Source organism: Pelagicoccus sp. SDUM812005 (genome assembly GCF_031127875.1).
In the GTDB taxonomy this organism is placed as follows: Bacteria; Verrucomicrobiota; Verrucomicrobiia; order Opitutales; family Opitutaceae; genus Pelagicoccus.
Genome location: NZ_JARXIA010000001.1, coordinates 795,645 through 815,875, shown reverse-complemented (window position 1 = coordinate 815,875; position 20,231 = coordinate 795,645). Strand labels below are relative to the sequence as shown.

General features: G+C 58.2%; 5 protein-coding genes. All 5 read right to left on the bottom strand.

Going from position 1 to position 20,231, the window contains the following annotated elements:
* Positions 1 to 107 precede the first annotated feature (107 nt).
* Entirely contained in the window at positions 108 to 2,867 is a 2,760-nt protein-coding gene (locus QEH57_RS02915; protein WP_309005177.1) for a LamG domain-containing protein, read from the bottom strand.
* 292 nt (positions 2,868 to 3,159) lie between these two features.
* Positions 3,160 to 7,113: an ATP-binding protein gene (locus QEH57_RS02910; RefSeq protein ID WP_309005176.1), complete on the bottom strand. Its 3,954-nt coding sequence runs from the start codon at positions 7,111 to 7,113 to the stop codon at positions 3,160 to 3,162.
* A gap of 278 nt (positions 7,114 to 7,391) precedes the next feature.
* Positions 7,392 to 10,739: a LamG-like jellyroll fold domain-containing protein gene (locus QEH57_RS02905; protein ID WP_309005175.1), complete on the bottom strand. Its 3,348-nt coding sequence runs from the start codon at positions 10,737 to 10,739 to the stop codon at positions 7,392 to 7,394.
* Between the two features lie 380 nt (positions 10,740 to 11,119).
* On the bottom strand, positions 11,120 to 15,736 hold the full coding sequence (locus tag QEH57_RS02900) for an Ig-like domain-containing protein (RefSeq protein WP_309005174.1): 4,617 nt from the start codon (positions 15,734 to 15,736) through the stop codon (positions 11,120 to 11,122).
* A 328-nt stretch (positions 15,737 to 16,064) separates the two neighbouring features.
* Positions 16,065 to 20,081 (bottom strand): helix-turn-helix domain-containing protein, encoded by a 4,017-nt coding sequence (locus tag QEH57_RS02895; protein WP_309005173.1) that lies wholly within the window; start codon positions 20,079 to 20,081, stop codon positions 16,065 to 16,067.
* Positions 20,082 to 20,231: the final 150 nt, after the last annotated feature.

The following is a 20,231-nucleotide window of genomic DNA, read 5'->3' as shown; positions in this document are numbered from 1 at the left end:
CTTCCCCTCCCGATATATTAAAAGGATCGCGTACCACTATTATCACTATTGATACACCCCTAGGCTCGACGGAGAGAGGCCTCCCGTCATCGCTAGCTTAATCCAGTTCAGTTTCCTCCCGCATAGGCGAGGTAGAGCGCTTCGACCTCTACCGGCGCGAGGGCGACATTATACAACTGTACGTCGTCGATAGCTCCGTTGTAGCTGTTGGTGGATAGGTTACTACCCAAAGAAGCGGCCGCAACCGAGCCGATCGATCGATTCTTGCCAGAACCGCTATGCCAGAGGACGCCGTCGAGATAGATATTCATCGCGCCCGTATTGGCGTTCTTGGTGAATACCCAGTGACGCCAGCTGCCTTCGTATTCAGCAGGAGTCGCGCTTTTGTTGATACGGTCGTACCCGGAGCCGTCACCAGCATCCCAGTACACTTGACCGTTGCTCCAAGGCAGGTGGATATTCAACAATCGGTCCCCGCCCGCGCTCTGAGCGTAGAAGACAGAGTTGGCCTGCGGATTGGCGAGATCGCCTTTAACCCACATCGCAATGCTCACCTCGTCGCTCACGCTTGAGAAAGCACCGCTTGGCAAGGTCACGCTGGAGCTGCTCCCGTTGAAGTCCAAGGCCTGGCCATCGACTCCGCTTACCCAAGCGGCGCTGTCAATCGTGGCATCGTATCCATTTCCTGAATAATCGGACGCCACCGCCCCTGCCCCTTCGTCCAAGGCCCAATTCGCGACCAAACCTTGCAACGCAATTTCATACGACACCTTGATTGCGTTGATCGACCACTTGTCGTTCGTCGCGACACGTCCATTCTCGAAAGCGACATGCGCCGCTCCCGCCAGATCGACGTCGTCCACGATGCTCGACATCCTGACGCCACCCGCGGACGCAGGCACACCATCGAGCGTCACCAGCACGCGGTCGCCGACCGATTGTCCATTCACGATCTCCGCCGTTTCGAAGGCGAAATTAGAGAAGTGGCTCGGCAAGAGGCTACCGGTAGTATTGATGACGCGGACGTTGTCGATCGCGTCAGCGGACTCGCCGTCGCTGCCCTTAAAGACATAGTCCGCCCCTATGCCCCAGCTTCGGTTGGTGGAGGAGCCGCCCGAAATTCCGCTTTGGATACTGCCACCCGTCATGGGAGTTACATCGAACGCGATTTGGAACGATCCCAAGCCATCCGGCGCAGCGATCACGGAAGACACCAGGGTGGCCACCTCGTTGGTTCCATAGTCGGTATCGGGCTTGGCTTGGATGGAAACGCTCCCCTTGATCAACTCGGAGCTGCCGGAGCCGGCTACAGCCAACGTCACCCAGCGATCCCGGTCGTTGGTGCCATCGCTCGCCCTCAATCGAAAATGATGCAGGGTATCCTCGCTTTCGCCTGGCATTCCAGACAGTATCCAATCTCCGGATGCGTTCGTGCCGATGCTCATCCAAGCCGGAGCCCCAACCAAGGAAACCGTCACGGAATCGTCCTCCGGATCCCAGAAATCGACATCCTTTACCAGCGTTCGGGCATACGCCTGTCCGGAAACCGCATCGGGTAAAACCGTTTCCGCACGTGCCCAATTCGGAGCGCCGGGAAACTGGACCTCGCTCAAGTGGTCGTCCATCAGCGTCAACTGGGACATGCCCCAGCTCTGGATCAACACATCCGTCTGGTTGTTCGCGCCATTGCGATCCACCAAGGGAGCGCCCCAGGAAATGGCACCGCCGGCTAACATCGCCTCCCGATTCCACAACAGGAATTCGCTATCGGTCAAAGCGGGGATGCCACCCGAATTCCAAGCCGAAGTGCTCATGGGCGGATCGAAGTGAGCCACCACCTTCTCATCCCAATCCCAAGGTCCGTCTCCAGCGTGCGGATACCCGTTCTTCGCCGTCATCCATTGGATGATAGAGTAGTTCATGCCATACCGGGTGAGACCCGTCACCTCCACCGTGTGATCGCCAATACGCTTTCCGCCCGCGAACGGGTGGCCAAAGGTATAGTCGTCGTAAAGAGTCTCGACCGAGAACGGATTTGCCGTTCCGTCCCGCTCGCCAACTCCATTGTTGAAGGAAATCGCGGCATTGGGATTGCCCGCGTGACAGGCGTCGGCAAAAGCCTGAAACAAACGTTGCTCGTCCGGATCTTCGCTCACGTTGTTGTCGCCGCCGTAGCTCGCTATCCCATACGACGCATCGAAGAGCCAGCTATCGACCAAGTCGCCATAGCGGATCGCATAATCCTTGAGGACAAATTCAGTGTAGCAAAAGTAGTATTTCCGGTATGGATACGCGGGATCGTCTCGATAGGACTCACTGTTGATAAAGGCCTGCGCTTCCGCATTGGTATCGCACCAAGCCATCCAACGTTCAGTGACGTCCGGCACTTCGCCCGATTCGCCAAAGACGACTTCGCCCATCATGTTCGCACTGTTCACGTAGACCTGCGTCCTCATGCCCGCCGCCTTGACCGCCTTGAGCATTTCCTCGAAAGGGTCGAAGCCAATGGACGCCCGCGGCACCGCCAAGTTGATGGGATCGCCGTTCGCGTCCGTATCGCCCTGCCACAGGCTTTCGATGATCTCCTGCGTGCCCCAATGCACCGGGGACTGCACGTGAGACTCCCCCAGGTGCAGCTGGATGTAGTCGATGGTTCGCAAGCCTTGGATCTGATCCAAGAAGTGATCGATCACCAAGGTTTCGGCCGCGCCGTTGGCTCGCATGGCCGGCTTCCAATTAATGCCCCAGGAACCGCGAAGCCAATCGGCTCGCTCGCCTAGCTCGGGTTCGGGGGTCTGGGCATGCAGGTTAAGGGTCAGGGCAAGCGCCGCCAAGGGCAGGGCCCTTTGATGTCTGAATCTCTTCATTTTCGAGGTACGGGGGTCGGGGGTTTTTATGGATCGAACAAAAGTCGAAACACCATGGGCCACGAAGCCCCAAGCGGTTCCAACTCATCTTCAACGGACCGACGCCGACCAAAAAACGACGGCTATCGGATCCTCGCCGACCCTAGCCTTTCCGCCTCCCATGCGGCTATGTCATTACGTCCAACCCCACAGGACACCTTGTCTATTTAGCTGGTAATAAGCAGCTTAGGAACCCACATTTCGCGCACTCCTGGCCGTCTTCGAGTAGCGGGATAAAACCTTACGGCGCCGCTCAAACCCTCGCCTCTTTCTGGAATTCAGACGGAGTGCAATGGAAGCGCTTCTTGAACGCTCGGTAGAACGACCGCGTCTCCAAATAGCCGACCAAGCCTGCCACCTCGGTGACCGACTTCCCGCGCTTCAACAGGTCCTTAGCTTTCGAAAGCCGGTACGACTTGATCAGCTCTGCTGGCGTGATATTCGCGATCGCCTTGCATTTTGAATACAAGGAGCTGCGGGCCATTCCCAACTCGCTAGCCAGCTGATCGGTATTGAAATCCACCTGGTTCCACCGTTCCGCTAGGATCGCCTGCATCCGCTTCACGAACTTCAGATCGGCATCGTTCTCGGCATGGCCAGCGTCCGCGTTGGGATCGACGACTTGCTCGCTCGCGGGTTCCAGCAACTGGTTCCTCAGATGCGCTGCATACCGCTTGCGGGCTTCGAGGTGGCTAGCGATACGCTTCCTCAGCAGCGATACGGAGATCGGCTTCGAAACGTAGTCAATAGCCCCTGCCTCGAAACCCGCCGCCTCGCTTTCCTCGGAAGCGAGCGAAGTCTGCAAAATGATCGGAATGTGACTGGTCAAGGAGTCCTCTTTGAGCGCGTCGCAGAAATCGACGCCATCCATTTCCGGCATCAGAACATCGGATACAATCAAGTCGGGCAAACGTTCCCGCGCGATGGCGAGCCCTTCCCGACTTCCTCGCGCTTGCAGGATGGCGAAGTCCTTCCCCAGCTCCGCCGCCAGGTAGTCCCGCAACTCATCGTGGTCATCCACCAGCAAAACGAGCGGTCTGCCCCCACTTTCCTTGCAGGACTCCGCAGGACGCGCCGCCGCTGCCCTGCACGCCCCCTCAAGGACCCTTTCCTCGCCCTTGATCGCCGCGTTCGCCGCCTCCACGCGCGGCATCTCGGGAAACTCGATAGCAAATCGGGATCCATACCCCCGCCCTTCGGAATGCTTAACCGGACTTTCCACCGAAATCGTCGCTCCGCAAAAATCTACCAGTTCCTTCACCAAAGCCAAACCGATGCCAAAGCTCCGCAGCCGCGGGGAGCTTGGCTTCGAGTCGTTGTAGAAGGGTTCGAAGATCCGCTTCAGAGCGCTCGGCTTGATGCCGGCCCCATCGTCTTCAACGACTAGGCGCACGCCTTCGCCCCCAGCGATTTCCGCAGTCGCCAGCGATACCGAGATCTCCGTATTCGGGGGCGAGTGCTTGATCGCGTTCAGGACCAGATTATCCAGCATCTTACGATAGATGTCTTCGTCGAAGCGAGTGGCATAGCTTTCGGCGTCCGCGAAGAAGCGTAGGCTTTGCTCCCGCGAAGCGGCTAGGTTCTCGAAATCCGCCACCACCGTTCGCGTATACCGCACTATGTCTCCATTTTTTGGATTCAGCTTATATTTCTGGGCTCTGGCCTTATGCAAATCGAGCAGTTGGTCGACCAGCTGGTTGAGGCGACGCGAGCTGCGAAGCGCCATGGCCAAGTCCTTCGACCTTTCATCGTTCTCCTCCCCTCTCGCCCATTTCTCCAAAGGCATCATGATCAGGCTCAAGGGCGAACGCAGCTCGTGAGAAATGTTCATCAAGAAACGGGTCCGCAGCCCTTCCAACTCAGCCATATGCCTGAGGCGCTGGATCAACAAAAGGAGCAGCAAACCGATCATCACAAGCGGTACCGCGACTGAGAGAGCTAGAAACCACCGGCTTTCCCAGAAGGGAAAGTAAACGGAAAAAGCGAGTTCCGCTGGACTTGTATCCACATTTCCATCGCGATCTCGGGCCTTCACACGGAAGATATGCTCGCCGGGCCGCAAGGCCGCCAGGTGCATCGATTTTCGCAGGCCGTAGGGCGACCATTCGCCTCCGTCGATCTGATAAGAGAACTGCAGATCCCTGTGCGAAGTCTCCGCCCAAGGATCGACGCCCGCCCAGGAAACGTATGCGGAATCGGAATACTTCGACGGCTCGAAGGCGAAGGACACCTCGGTTTCCGGAGCGAGGCGATCCGGCTGAAACCTCCAGCAGCGAAAGCCCAATTCCGGATGGGTTCGAGAGTTATGCCCAAAGTGCCAGCCTCGGCTCGCTTGGTTGACCCAGATCGATCCGTCGGAGGAAATCCGCAGCGAAGAGCCGTCGCGAATTCCCCGCAGGTCTGGCCCGGCCACCGCCTGCCATTGCCCATGCTCGAACCGGTCGAGCCCCTTCGTGGTCAGCGCGTAGACGATTCCCTCCTCCAAAACGAGCAGGTTGGATACATAGTTGGAGCTCAGTCCGTCCTTCTCCGTGAACACCTGCCAATCCTCTCCATCGAAGAAGTGGACCCCTTGCCCCCAGTTGCAGTACCAGAGCTGTTCGTCGCCCTGGAAATGAAACTCGTCGATCGAACTATCGCCCCCTTTGAGCGGCACCTGCAGGCGTTTCGAGCTCCCATTTTCGTATTCAAAAATTCGATTCTTACTATAAAAGAGCGTCCCCTTCGCATTCTCCTGAATCGATAGGATGCGATTGTAGAACAAGCCCTGCAGCCTCTCCTGGCGATAACCACCCGCGTCCGGCCAAAACCGAACGATCCCGCCCTCGCCTTTCTCGTGAAACCGGTCATGCCCGTAGGCGAATACGAGACTGCCGTCCGCCAGCGATCGGGCCGAGAAGCGGCTAATCATGCGACCGAGCGACGGCAACGTTTCCCGACGCCAATCCCTGCCGTCGAAACGACTGACGGCTGCTGTATTATCGTGGGCCCCGGCCACCCAAAGTTCCCCTTTCTGGCTAACGATAGCCACTACCGGCGTGTCGATTAGGCCATCCTCCTTCGCGTAAACCTCCCACCGATCCTCTTGGGCATGATGGATCGCCAGCTCCCCCGATACCGACAGGAAGCAACGCTTTCCCTCGCCCCAGTCGCATTGGAAGTTCAGCCCTTCCAATCCACTCCAGCGCTCGCCCGTATAGTCGATCCGCAACAAGCGATTTTGACTCGGCATCCTACCGCTCTGCAGGCACCACAAGTAGCCGTCTTCGCCCACGTTCATCAGCGTGGTCGGGTCCGAAAACCGTTGCTCGATAGTGGGAACCGCACCCCACCTTCCCGCCTTCTGGTAAGATATCGATTGAGGCCCTGATATGAGCAGGTCCCCGTTAGGATGCTCCACAATGGAAAGGTTCTCGTGGTCGCCGCCGGAATCGCGAATGCCGCACATCGTCCAGGTTCTCCTTTGCGGATCGTAGAAGCGCGGCGGCCTTCGGGTAACCGAATCGACGACCCAGACAAGTCCGTCGCGGGTGGCTTCGATCATACCTTCCTTCGCCCTGCGATGCGCCCCCGGACCATCCCATCTCTCCTGCACCAGCGCCGCTCCCGCATCCCTGGCGCAGCGAAAGACGCTGCCATCCTCAGCCAAGGCCCAAAGCTGTCCCTCACGGTCCAACTCCACTTCGAGCAAGCGGCTGGCGATCGCCTCGGACTTGACGACCTCGTCGCCCCGGACGCTGACCACCCGCCCGTTTCCAGCGAACCAAAGCCTTCCCTCGCCATCCTCCACAAAGCGGCGCCCTCCGATCGGCCTCATTTCGGCAAGCAGATTCCAAACGCCGTCCTGCAAGCGGTACAGTTCGGTGTGAGCCAGCACGTAAACCTCCCCCTCCCTGCTCGCCCCTATCCCGCGCAAGACCGACGGAGCTCGGCTAAATTCGCCGTATTCACGAAACGATACGCCATCGTAGCGGAGAACTCGATCTCCGACGCCGATCCAAACGACACCGTCTTCCGCCAAATCAAAGCAATGGATGTCCCCTTCTCCTAAGCCTTCGATCTCGCTCCAATTCGACGACTCCGCGATGGCGCTAATACGATCGAAAAGCGGGACCGGAGCAGCCCACGCCCCCGTCGCCCCGAGCAGTACAGCCAGAAACGCGAGGAAGCTCCGCAAGCTCGGCGCGAATCGTAAACGGATGGTCACAGGTAAAAATCGACACTTTCTCAGGGGCATTCGGGTCAAAAGAGGGGTAGCTTTGCCACGCGTCCGATTTCAAGGCGGAAGCGCAAGCCCTCACGCTAACAGCCCTTCGGCTCCACGAATACCGCCTTTTTCGGTAGCGCCCACCCAAGCCCGAGGCCATCCTCCCAGAGGATGCGCAGGCCGGAAAGGATGCCACCAAGAGCTCAGTCGAACAAAAAAAAGGAGGAGCAGGTTTCCCCGCTCCTCCAGAATTGCCTTCGCTTTTTCGGGAACGACGCTTAGTCGAGGCTCACGTTATCGAAGCTAGCCGTGCAAAGCGCACCGTCGTCGTGGGAGGTCACTGCGAGACCGACCTTGGCGTTGCTGGACATCGCAACCGACTGGGCCGCGATCTGCGTCCAGCTGCTGCCATCCGTCGAATAATATCCCGTAAAGAGATTTCCACTACGGATCAGCCGTATCCACTTCACGCTCGAGGTGTCGCCGACGATGCCGACATTCGAACTCGTTCCCCCTGTCGCGTTCCGCCATTGCAGCGTGAGCTGACGATTGGGACGCACCACCACTGCCACGTTCGGCGAGTTCGCTGCCAGCGATTCGCGAATCATCACGCCTGCCTTCGCCCAGTTATGCGTGTTCTCTACGTCGACCACGCGGGCAACGATTGCGATATCGCCCGTAGCGTCCGCAGAGACAAAGCTAAAGCTGTCGCTGCTCCCCCATATGTCCGCTCCGCCGCCTTCGACAAGATAACTACCGTTGCTGAAGGTCGCCGTTCCGGACAGTCCAGGAGCGCCGATATCGTCGAGATCGGTGAAATAGCCGTAGGCGTTCGTTTCCGCAAAGGCGAGGTAGAGGTCCTCAACCTCCGCTGCGGTGAGAGCGACATCGTAGAGCTGCACGTCATCGATGATTCCGTCGTAGCTATTGGCGGAATGGTTGCTGCCGAGCGTCACCGAATCGATTGCTCCGATCGGGGTCGTATGACCGCTTCCGCTATGCCACAAGCTGCCGTCCAAGTAGATGCTCATTTCCCCCGTATTCGCATTCTTGGCGAATACCCAGTGATGCCATTCGCCCTCGTATTCGGAGGGTGTAGCGACTTTGTCGATACGATCGTATCCAGACTGGTCTCCAGCATCCCAATACACCCTCGAGTTCGACCAAGGGAGATGGATATTCAACAAACGACTACCGCTCGCGCTCTGGGCATAGAGGACGGAATTTGCCTGCGGGTTCGTGAGGTCGCCCTTCGCCCACATCGCCACGGAAACCTCGTCGCTTACGTTCGAGAACGCAGTCGCGGGCAGGCTTACCGTCGCCGCCGCCCCGTCGAACTCGAGAGCATTGCCATCCAATCCAGCTACCCAGGCGGCCCCGGAAACCGTTCCCTCGTGACCATTGCCGGATGCGTCGGACACGCTCGCGCCAGAGCCTTCGTCCAAGGTCCAATGCGCCAGCAAGCCTTGCTTGCCCACAGTGTCAGACACGGTCAGCTCCACCACGCGAACTCCCGTCCCCGAGGCATCCGTCGCTCTCAATTCAAATTCATAGCGCGTCGGCAATAACTCCGTGGGCACTCCTGAAAGCTCCCAAGTTCCTGGAGAGACTTCACTAACGCTCAACCAGGACGGCGCTCCTGACAAAGAAAGGGAAACGCTGTCTCCTTCCGGATCCCAAAAGTCCTCGCCTTGCACCAGCAAGCGCGAATAGGCAACGCCTCGCGCGGCATCCGGCAACACCGTGTAGGCGCGGGCCCAGTTCGGGGCGCCGGGCGATTCATGCTCCATTAGGTAAGCGTCCAAGTTCTCAAGCATGACGTAGGCCCATTCGTAAATTGCAGTGACGCTCCTGTTGTAGGAACCATCCCAGGTCATAGAGCCGCCCGCTTGCATGGCTTCCAGGTTCCACTGGTTGAAGTCGTTCTGCTCCCAAGCCTGCGTTGCCCCGTACTTCCAGGACGTGGTGCTCAACTTGGAGTGGAAATTCCCCACAACGAGATCGTCCCAGCTCCAGTTCCCTCCGTCATGCACAAAACCGTTGGTTGCAGCCATGCGAGTGATGTGCTGATAGTTCAAGTTGAACTGATTCCCGCTCACCTTCTCGGCGTGATTCTTGTTACCGCCAAAAGCATGCCCAAAGGTGAAGTCCTCGAAGCGAATCGCATGGGCAAAGGGATAGGAAGCGTAGTTAATCGTACTCCTGCCGTTGTTGAAGGAAGTTGGAATATCCGGATTCCCCGCGTGTACCGCATCCGCGAAGGCCTGGTAGATGCGCTGCTCTTCAATCAGTCCGCTCGTAGCAACGTCCCCATTTTCCTCCATCGTTCCGCCATCGTCGAAAATCCAGGAATCGACGTAAGGACCATAGCGGAGAGCGAACTCCTTCAACACATATTCCGCGTAGCAAAACATGTATTTCCGATACGGATACTGGGTTTCCGCATTCACATAGCCCCCTACCCCAGCATCCCAGATTCCGGTATGGTAAGGCTGGCTGGCGATAAAGGCCTGCACCTCCGGATCAGTATCGCAGTAGGCCATCCAGCTCGCCACGAACTGATCGAACTGGCTTTGGTTCGATCCCACGAAATTTTCGGAGTTCAGGTAGACCTTCACTTTGAAGCCAGCGGATTTGATGTCCAATATCTGGTCCATAATCGGATCGTTCTCTGGTTCGTCCAAACTCGGATTTCCCCAAGGCGGAACCACCTCGCTCCCGCCAACCAAGCTCTCCAGCAACTTGTGCGGAGCAAAGTGCTGCGCCGACAAGCTCGCTCCCTCGCTCAAGCGGACTTGAAAGGCATCCAGGGTCTTCAATGCCTTCAAGCGGCTATCGATCAAACTGGCATCCACCCCGGAAGTCCACGTGCCTCGCAACTTCGCGGCTCGTTCGCCAGCAGCGGGGGCCTTCTCAAGCTTGACGGACTGAATCGACTTCCCGCCTCCATGGTCGTCCTGTCCGTACACGACCACGCGATAGCTTTTGCTGAAATCGAAACCGTCGAGCAACACACCCGAGGCCTCGTACTGGTCATCGATCCGATAGTTCCAGGAACCTCCGATCCCGATTTCAATATACACCTTGCAAGGTTCGCCCGCCTTGAATTGCACGCGCGTCCCGGACTGGTCCAAATTCTCAACCGTCGATCCATCCGTAAAGTTCAGGCCCTGGAAAGCAGCTCCCCCGTCTAGGGTCACGTTCGCTCCCAAACTGTAGACACTGCTATCCGCCTGAAACGGGTTGTATCCAGAATAACTGGACAAGTCCGTGTCCACGCTGACCAAACCAAAGGAAAGGTTATGCGCCGCGAGGTCTCCGATCGACCCTGTCGTTAACTCAACCGTAAGCCTAAAGCCCGAATCGGACTGGAACGCATTTTGCGAATACACCAGAGCCCTTTGCGTGTAAGGAGTGCCGGCTTCGATAAAGCTCAGGTTTCCGTCATCCTCCCAGGAATGCCCTTCAATCGTGCGATTCACCGCGCCGCCACCGACGCCACTTGTATTCACCGATAGCGTATCGCCATCGAAACGGTCTTGGTACAAGACTGACGACTGGGCAAAACAGCCCACAGTGCCCCAAAGGGCCAAGCAGTTGCTGAGCAACTTAGTTCTCTTATTCATTAACTGATTTATTTTGAGGTTTTTAGGGTATAGAGCAGGAAGGCATCCCACCCTTCTTAGGCCCAACCGAACAGCGAACGCTCGCCTATGGATCTGGAAATTCGTATCGCTTTTTTCCTTACAAAGGAAAGCGGACGTCGTTCGGAACGGACTCTAAAATCAAAAAAAGGGGTATCGAGAAGCGTCCTGCTGGGGTCCCGCTATGATAGCCTCCAAAGGGTCGTTCCGGTAATGTCATTTCGTCCGAAAGCTAGGACATAAAATCCTAAGCAGCTGCAGGCGTGCAGCTTACCAAACTCGCCAAGTACCGAATATCCGCCCGCGAAAAAGGCACCTCCCCAGTAGGGAGGCGCCTTGTGCACTCAATAGGTCAGGATCGGCTACTCAACCACCTCGCCGTCGGCGATGCTCGAGCCGGAACGAATCACCGCCCCGTCAGATATCTGAACGTTTTTGCCGATACGCACGAAGCGCCCGATCGTCACCCCGTTACCAATGGTCGTTCCCTCGCCGATCACCACGAAGTAGCTCATCTCCACGTCGCTTCCGATGCTTACGCCGGATCCAACCGTGGTGAACAGGTTCGTTTCCACGCGATCACCCACCGTAACCTCGTCACCGAAGCAACTGAAGCGGCCCAGGTAGGAGTCCTCGCCCACCGCGAGTTCGTCGCCCGCTCGGGTAAAGCGCTCGATGCGGGAACGGTCGCCCACTTGCAGCCCCGCTCCAAACTCGCTGAAGCGATCGATCGTCACCTCGTCGCCCAGCACGGCGCCGTCGCGCAGGATCACGAAACGGTCGACCTGCGTATCCGATCCGATGAAGACATCGTTACCGAGCCAGCTGAATTCGCCGATCGAACTGCCATCCGCGATCGTAAACCCGTTGCCGATGGTGGCGTCCTTGCCGATTTCAACGTTTTCGCCAATGAGCGCATTGTCGCCGATCAGCGCCCCCTTGCCGATCACCGAACCGGCGCCGACGAAGGGGTTGTAGCCCAGACGGGCGCTGGCATCGACTGTCGAGCCTGTATCCACGCAAACATCACCGTAACCGTCGCCGTTAATATCGGCCTGGTCCGCATTGGGCGTGGTCGGGCAGCTGTCCACGAGATCGTCGACGCCGTCATTGTCGTCGTCGGGGTCGGCATTGTCGCCAATTCCGTCACGATCGTTGTCAGCGTTTTCCGTCGGGTCGTTGGGGAACGCGTCCGAGCTGTCGGGCGTGCCGTCGTTGTCGTCGTCCAAGTCGGCGTTGTCGCCAATTCCGTCACCGTCGGCATCCGCATCCTCGGTTGGGTCCTTGGGGAAGGCATCCAACTCATCTGGCGTACCGTCGTTGTCGTCGTCGGGGTCCGCTTCGTCCGGGATGCCGTCGCTATCGTAGTCAGCCTCGACCGTGATACTCACCGTCGCCTCGGAACTGTCGTCCCGGCCGTCGTTCGCCACATAGGTGAAGCTGTCCGTACCGCTGAAGTCGAGGTCCGGCGTGTAGAGGAGGTTTGGAGCCTCTCCGCTCAGCGTACCGTGGGCTGGCGGCGTTAGGATGCGGTAGCTAAGAGCGCTGGTCTCCACATCCGAAGCGAGCAATGCGATTGGCAAGGCAGCGTCCTCCGTGGTTGTCAGGTTCTGAGACTCCGCAAGCGGAAGATTATTGTATCCGTAACTCGTATACAGGTTCGCAACCTCTGCCGCGTCGAGGCTCACGTCGTACACGCGGAAACTATCGATCAAACCGTCGTAGAACAAGTCTCCGTCACCGCCGAGCGTCGCTTTCACGATGCCGCCCATGGTCTTCGTATTCCCACTGGCGCTATGCACGAGTTCGCCGTTTAGGTAGAACGCGATCTCGCCCGTTGTGGCGTCTTTCGTGAACACCCAATGGTTCCACGCATCCTTGTAGTTGACTGGACTCGCAGTGAAGGCGGTCCGGTCGGTCGAGGAGGTCCCGCTATTGCCCCCATCGAAGATGACGAGATTCCTGATCCACGGCAGATGCAAGTTCAGGACATTGTTTCCATTGGCGTCTTCTGCGATGAAGGTCACATCCCTGCGGGGTTGAGAACTACTTCCCAATATCCACAGGGAAATCGTGGCCTGCTCGTCCAAGGTGCTAAACGCCTCAGCGGGAAGATCGACGATGCTAGCAGAGCCATCGAATCCCAAGGCGCTGCCCTGCACGCCGGCAACCCATTCCGTGCCGCTGGCTGTGGCATCGAAACCGAATCCCGCGCTGTCCGCTACCGTCGTTCCGGCAGCATCGTCGAGCGCCCAATGGGCGATCAATCCGCCAGTCCAACCAACGATAACCTTCAAGGTCGCTGTAGCGCTTCTTCCACTACCATCGGAAACTTCGACACTCCAGCTGTTCAAGCCTTTGTCGTCCTCAGCGGGCGTGCCGCTCAAGGTACCATCGGGAGCGATGCTCAACCAAGCCGGACCGCTGAGCTTCGCGTAACTCAAGCTGTCGCCATCCGCATCCGTCGCCGCGCCCTGCAAAGACGCGCTGTAGGCAACCTCCAAGTCCGCGACCGGCTTAACGATCGTGTCCGCGGAGAAGACCGGAGCATCGTCGCTTAGCGGCGTCACCGTGATGGATACCGTCGCTTCCGCGCTGTCGTCGCGTCCGTCGTTCACCACGAAGGTAAAGTGGTCCGAACCGCCAAAATCGGCCTCAGGCGTGTAGACAAGGTCGGGAGCCGTTCCGCTCAGGCTTCCGTTTGCCGGTGGCGTCACGATCACGAAACTCAAGGCATCTCCATCCGCGTCCGAACCTGTCAAGGCAATCGGGCTAGACGTGTCCTCATCCAACACCACGTCCTGCGCATCAGCGACGGGGACCGCGTTGGCATTTAGAACGCTGAGCGTAACCTTGCGGGCCTCGAAACCGCTCGCATCGGCGGCCCTCAACTCGAAGGCAAGCTCCGTCGCCTCCGATTCGCTAGGAGTACCCGAAAACTCCCACACTCCGGGGCTCACTTCACCGATGCTCAGCCAGGCCGGAGCTCCGACAAGGGAGAGCGTTACCGCATCGCCTTCGGGATCCCAGAAATCGATGTCGTTCTGGAGGGTATGCGAGTACGGCTTTCCGATTTCCGCAGCCGGTAAAATCGTCGCATAGCGAGCCCAGTTCGGGGCGCCGGGGTCCAGGTTAGCGGCGAGGTGATCGTCGAGGGCCTTCAATAAATCGGAAGCCCAACCATAGAGGGTTTCAGAGGTTCGCGGATGCGAGCCTCCCCAAGTCATGTGGCCACCAGCTTGCAAGGCTTCGAGATTCCACGCCAAAAAGTCCGCTTCTTCCCAAGCTTGAACGGGACCGTACTTCCAAGCCGTAGTAGCCAGCTTGGAATGGAAGTTTCCAACGATCAAGTCGTCCCACTCCCAGGCGCCGCCATCGTGCACGTAGCCATTAGTCTCGGTCATGCGCTGCACGTGCAGGTAGTTCCTGTCGAACTGGCCGCCCTCCTTGCTCGCATGGTCATTGTTGCCTCCAAAAGCATGCCCGAACGTAAAGTCGTCGAAGCGTACCGCGTGGGCGAAAGGAAAGGACGCATAGCTTACCGTGCTACGTCCATTGTTGAAAGCGATCGGGATCTCAGGATTGCCCGCATGGACCGCATTTGCGTAAGCCTGATAGATGCGCTGCTCCTCGATAAGGCCGCTGGTCGCATTGTCTCCCATCTGCTCCATGGTGGAACCATCGTCGAAGATCCACCCCGCGAAGTGCTCGCCATAACGCAAGGAATGGTCCTTTAGGATAAACTCCGCGTAGCAAAACATGTATTTTCGGTAAGGATACGTCTCGCTCGCATCTTCATACTGCTGCGTATCCCGATTCCAAATACCGGTATGGAAAGGTTGGCTATTGATGAAGGCCTGCGCTTCCGGGTCGGTATCGCACCAAGCCATCCATGCGTCCACGAAGGGCTGCAGGTGCGGCTGGTTCGGGCCAACGAAGTTTTCGCTGTTGGTGTAGGTCTTCACCTTAAAGCCGGCAGCCTTTATCTCCATGATCTTCTCGAGCATGGAATCATGCTCCGGCTCGTCGCGGCTCAGGTCGCCCCATGTCGGAGCGACGATATACTCGATCCCTGCATCCAGCGCGATCTGCTCCATGAGCTTGTGCGGCACGAGTTGCTGGGCCGAAAGGCTTGCCCCATCGGTGAACGTAGTCCCGACGGAATCCATGGTCTTAAAGTGCCTAACGCTCTCAAGGTCGAGCTGGCCTCCTATCCATCCACCCCTGAGATGGGCCGCCCGCTCGCCGGGCCGGTAGCCGCGCTTGAGCGTGATCGACTGGATAGACTTGCCGCCCCCGTTGTCGTCCTGTCCGTAGACGACGACATGATAGGATTTGCTCAGGTCAATCTCCTCGAGCAGGACGCCCGACGCCTCGTATTCGCCATCGATGCGGAGGCACCAGTAGCCGCCGACGCCGATCTCAATCGTCGCCTCGCAGGTTTGGCCCGCTTTGAACTGAACCTTGGTTCCAGACTGATCGAGAGTCGTGACCGTCGCGCCATCGGTGAAGTTGAGCCCCTGGGCGAGTTCGCCGCCATCAGGCGTGACGTTAGCCCCGACGCTATAGACTCCAGTCTCCGCTTGGAAAGGGTTGAAGCCTGCGTAACTCGCTAAATCCGTTTCCGCGCTCACCAATCCAAATGAGAGATTATGGGCCGCCGAATCTTGGATCGTCCCCGTGGTGAAGGCCACCGATAGCACGAAGCCCGTATCGGATTGGAAGGCGCTTTCTGAATACATCAGCGCCCGACGGGTGTAGGTCCTCCCCGGCGAAACATACACGGCCTCGCCGCCGCTTTCCTCCCAGGAGTGGGCTTCTATCGAAGTGGTGAGAGCGCCGCCGCCCACTCCATTCGCATTCGTGGACAGCGAACCATCGTCAAAACTGTCCTGATAGAGAACAGTGTTCTGGGCCCAGCTACCCGCAGCGCCCATCAGCGCTACACAGGTACCAAGCAATACGTTTCTTTTCTTCATAAACGACTTCGTTCTTATTTTGAGGTTTGAGGTAAAGAGGGGGCAGCTCCGCAAAGGGCCGAACCGACATGGCTCGTTCGGCGCGGGCCTCGCGAGCCAAGCGTCTACTCCGCAACCGAAATAGGCATGCCAAGCAGGGCTCCCTTCTAAGCCGACCACTCTAGCGCCCCGGCCTCTTTGGCATAATGTCAATCCGTCCAAATCCTAGGACACAACGTCCTAACCCGCTATCCGCTAGGAACTTGCCAACGCCCATTTCGCCTCCCAGCCACCCGGCCGTCCTGCTTCGACCTGTCCCCAGAACGATTGCATCCAGCCCTCAATCGACCTACACCTTGGCCGCCTTTTGAAACTCGGACGGCGTACAATTGAAACGTTTCTTGAAGGCCCGATAAAAGGATCTCGTCTCGAAGTACCCAACCCATTCGGCGACCTGCGCCACCGACTTTCCCTGCAGCAGGAGCTCCTTGGCCTTGGCGAGGCGATACGCCTTGATCGCTTCCGCTGGAGACGTATTGGTAATCGCCTTACACTTGTCGTAGAAGGAACTCCGTCCCATTCCCATTTCGCTGGCAAGCTTATCGGCATTGAATTCCGCCTTGTCCCAATTCCGCTCCAATAGGGATTGGATTTTCCGCACGAATTCCACTTCGGCATCGTTTTCGCCGCCCCCCGAGTCAAGTGGTTCGTCCGGCTCCAAAAGCTGCGTCCTCAGGTGCTTGGCAAAGCGCCGCCTCGCATCCAAATGGCTATAGATCCGCCTCTTGAGCAGCGACACGGAAGTCGGCTTCGCCACGTAGTCGATGGCGCCCGCCTCAAGTCCAGCCGCCTCGCTTTCGTCAGAGGCAAGCGAGGTCTGCAAAATGATCGGTATGTGGCTTGTCGCCACCTTCTTCTTCAGCGCATCGCAAAAGTCGACCCCGCTCATCTCCGGCATGATCACATCCGCCACGATAATATCCGGCATGCGCTGCACGGCCAATTCGATCCCCTCGCGACCGCTACCCGCCTCCAAGACCGCAAAATCGGCCGCCAACTCGCGGGCCAAGTACTGCCGCAGTTCATCATGGTCGTCCACCAGCAACACACTCGGCTTCCCACCCTCCCCCTTCGTCGCGACCACCGGGCTCGCCCCAAGATGCCGTTTCGGATCGCTCGGCGCCGGCGCCTGCCCTCGCGCTTCCGTTTGCCGCTCTTCGCAACGGGGCATGCCTGCCAACTCAACCGTAAAGCGAGCCCCATAGCCACGGCCGGCCGCGTCATGGCGAATCGGACTTTCGCCCACGATGGAACCTTGGCAAAACTCCACCAGCTCCTTCACCAAGGCCAAACCGATCCCGAAACTCCTCATCCGCTCGCCGGACTCCTTGGCATCGTGATAAAAGGGTTCGAAAATCCTCTTCAAGGCCCGCGGCCGAATCCCCTCTCCATTGTCCTCCACCACCAGCCGCAAGGTCTCGGCAGCGTCACCCACCTGGAGCGATACGGAGATCTCCGCATTCGCGGGCGAGTGCTTGATCGCATTGAGAACTAGGTTGTCCATTATCTTGCGATAGATATCTTCGTCGAATCGAGTCACGTACTCCTCCTCGTTGGAGGAAAATCGCACCTGCTGCCCTCGCCCCTCAGCGAGGTTCCCAAAATCGGATACGATCGCCCGCGTATATCCGACGATGTCGCCAGTTTTTGGATTCAACTTATACTTTAGGGCACGCGCCTTGTGCAGGTCCAACAACTGATCGACGAGCTGGTTCAAGCGCTGCGTACTGCGAATCGCCGTCGCCAAGTCATGCGAACGATCCCCATCGCCGCCTTGCTTCTTCAGCTTTTCCAGCGGCATCATGATCAAGCTCAAAGGCGAACGGAGCTCATGCGAAATGTTCATCAGGAAACGCGTGCGCACCCCGTCTAGCTCCGCCATATGACGGAACTTCTGGGCAACCAACAGAATGACAAAGCCCACCACCGCCAGCGGAAAGGCCACCGCAGCTACCTTGAACCAAGCGCTTTCCCAAAATGGAAAGACCACCGAAAACACCAGCACGGCTGGACTTGTATCCACATTTCTATCCTGGTCCCGCGCCCTCACCCTGAAAAAGTGATCGCCCGGCGAAAGCCCGGAGAGATAGGTGGACGTTTCGGAGCCGTAGGGCGACCACTCCCCGTCGTCGAGCCGATAGGAATACTGCAAGGCGCTTTGCGCCGTTTCGGACCAAGGATCACGGCCTTCCCATACGATGTATGCAGCATCTGAATACTTCGTCGGCTCCACGAAAAACGACGCCTGCGTCTGCGGGGCCTGCTCATCCGCCCGAAACCGCCAGCATGCGAAATCCAGCCCCGGCTCCATCCTAGAATCGCGCGTAACGAACCAACTGGGCGCCGCCTGATTGACCCATACCGTTCCATCCGCCGATTGACGCAGCGTCGAACCTTCCCGTATTCCCTCCAGCGGCGGGCCCGCCACCGCATGCCATTCCCCATCGACAAAGCGATCCAGCCCTTTCGCCGTAAGGGCCAAAACCTTCCCGTCCTCCAGCACAAGCAGGTTCGAAACGAAATCGGAACTCAAGCCTTCGCTCTCCGTAAAGACCTGCCATTCCCGGCCGTCGTAGTAGTGCACGCCCTGCCCCCAACTGCAGTACCAGAGCTTGTCCTGGCCTTGAGGGTGAAACTCATCGATCCAACTCCCCGCCCCCTTCAAGGGCACATCGAGCGGAGACGATTCTCCGTTCGCGTAGCGATAGATGCGATTCTTGCTATAAAGCAGGTCTCCATTCTCTGCCTCCTCGATCGACACGATCCGATTGTACTCCAGATTCTCCAGCCTCTCCTTCACATAGCGCCCCGCCTCCAGACGGATGCGAACGATTCCTCCAGCCCCCTTCCAATGCCTTCGCGCTTGCCCATACCCAAAGGCCAAGCTGCCGTCAGATAACGCTTTCGCCGCAAAGCGGCTGACGAAGCGCCCAAGCTCCGGCAGCTCCAGGAGCTCCCAAGCTTCCCCATCGAAATGGTTGACCGCAGCCTGACCGCCATGGGAGCCAGCCACCCAAAGCTCGTCGTTCCGGTCCCGGAGCGCGACAACGGGATTATCGATCAGCCCGTCGCTTTCGTCGTACAATTTCCAATCGCCCCCTTTCGCGTCCTGAACAACAAGTTCGCCCGACTGGGTAAGGAAGCAATGCCGCCCATCCCCCAAATCGCATTGGTAGTTTAATCCCTGATACGCCTTCCACCGTTCCCCAGCGTAGTCGATACGCGACAAACGACTGCGGGACTTCAAACGACTACTCTGCAAGCACCACAGGGCTCCATCCTTACCCGAGCTCATAGAGGTAACCGGTAGCCCCTTATCCAAGTCGATATTCGGCACCGAATGCCAATCGTCCCCGGACTGATAGACAATCGATTCCGCTCCGGAAATCAGCATCCTTCCTGGCCGGCTTTCCCAGATCGCATAGTTTACGTTGGTCCCGCCGAAACGACGCAGGTCTATCTCCTGCCAACGCCCTGTCTCCGGAGCAAAGACCTGCGGCAATCGTCGCAAGAGGGAGTCGACCACCCAGACCCGTCCGTCGCTCGCCACCTCGATCATACCCGCTTTCGCCCGCAAATGCGACGTATCCCCTACCCACTCCTGCCGGGCGATCGCCGTCCCCGCTTCCACCTCGCAGCGAAAGACGCTACCCTCTTCCGCGAGCACCCAAAGGTCACCTGAGCGATCGAAGGCGATATCGAGAATCCTGCGTGCCAGCCGCTCCGATCGAACGAGCTCGTCTCCCGCAACGCTGAGAATCCTCCCCCGAGAAGCCAGCCAAACGCGGCCGTCTTGCCCCTCCTGCAGACGATGCCCTTCGAAAGGGCCATCCCCCGCGATTTGCACCCACTCTCCCTGCTGGAGACGATAAAGCTCTTGATGCGCCATCAGGTACACTTCTCCCGAAGCGCACTGCTTGACCGCTCCCAAGGTCGACGGAGGAGAACTAAAGACGCCGAATTCCTCAACGGAGCTTCCATCGTAGCGCTGCACCAATCCTTCCTTGCCGATCCAGACAGAACCGTCCTCGGCCAAATCGAAACATCGAATGAAGCCATCGCCCAGCCCTTCGATTTCGCTCCACCGCCAGGCATCTCCAATGACCTCGCTTTCGGACGGCGAATACGCTTGGGCTCCTTCCAGAAAAGAAGCGAAGCAAAGAAGTGCGCATCCAAGGACAAGCCGAAAATGATAGGCGCCCCATGGGAACAAGCCCCAAGCCTGCCCTCTAAGCGATAAACCGGTTCCCTTGAGGATCCCACGCTTTCGCCTCATGCAATCCAAGTAAGCGAACAGGACTTTCATCTTATTCGCCACGAGCTTCAGTAGCCAATCGCTGCTTCAAATTCACGACTTACAAATAGGGGTTGGGGTTCAACGCAGTCGCGCAAGCCAGAGACGGAGGCTCCCTGTCCGAAGCAAACGGAGAAAGCCCGTCTCCCACAGGCGCGAAAC

What these genes read in the sequence shown, in the direction of transcription:
- QEH57_RS02915 (WP_309005177.1), bottom strand. Translation starts at nt 2,867, where the DNA reads ATGAAGAGATTCAGACATCAAAGGGCCCTGCCCTTGGCGGCGCTTGCC.
- QEH57_RS02895 (WP_309005173.1), bottom strand. Translation starts at nt 20,081, where the DNA reads ATGAAAGTCCTGTTCGCTTACTTGGATTGCATGAGGCGAAAGCGTGGG.
- QEH57_RS02900 (WP_309005174.1), bottom strand. Translation starts at nt 15,736, where the DNA reads ATGAAGAAAAGAAACGTATTGCTTGGTACCTGTGTAGCGCTGATGGGC.
- QEH57_RS02905 (WP_309005175.1), bottom strand. Translation starts at nt 10,739, where the DNA reads ATGAATAAGAGAACTAAGTTGCTCAGCAACTGCTTGGCCCTTTGGGGC.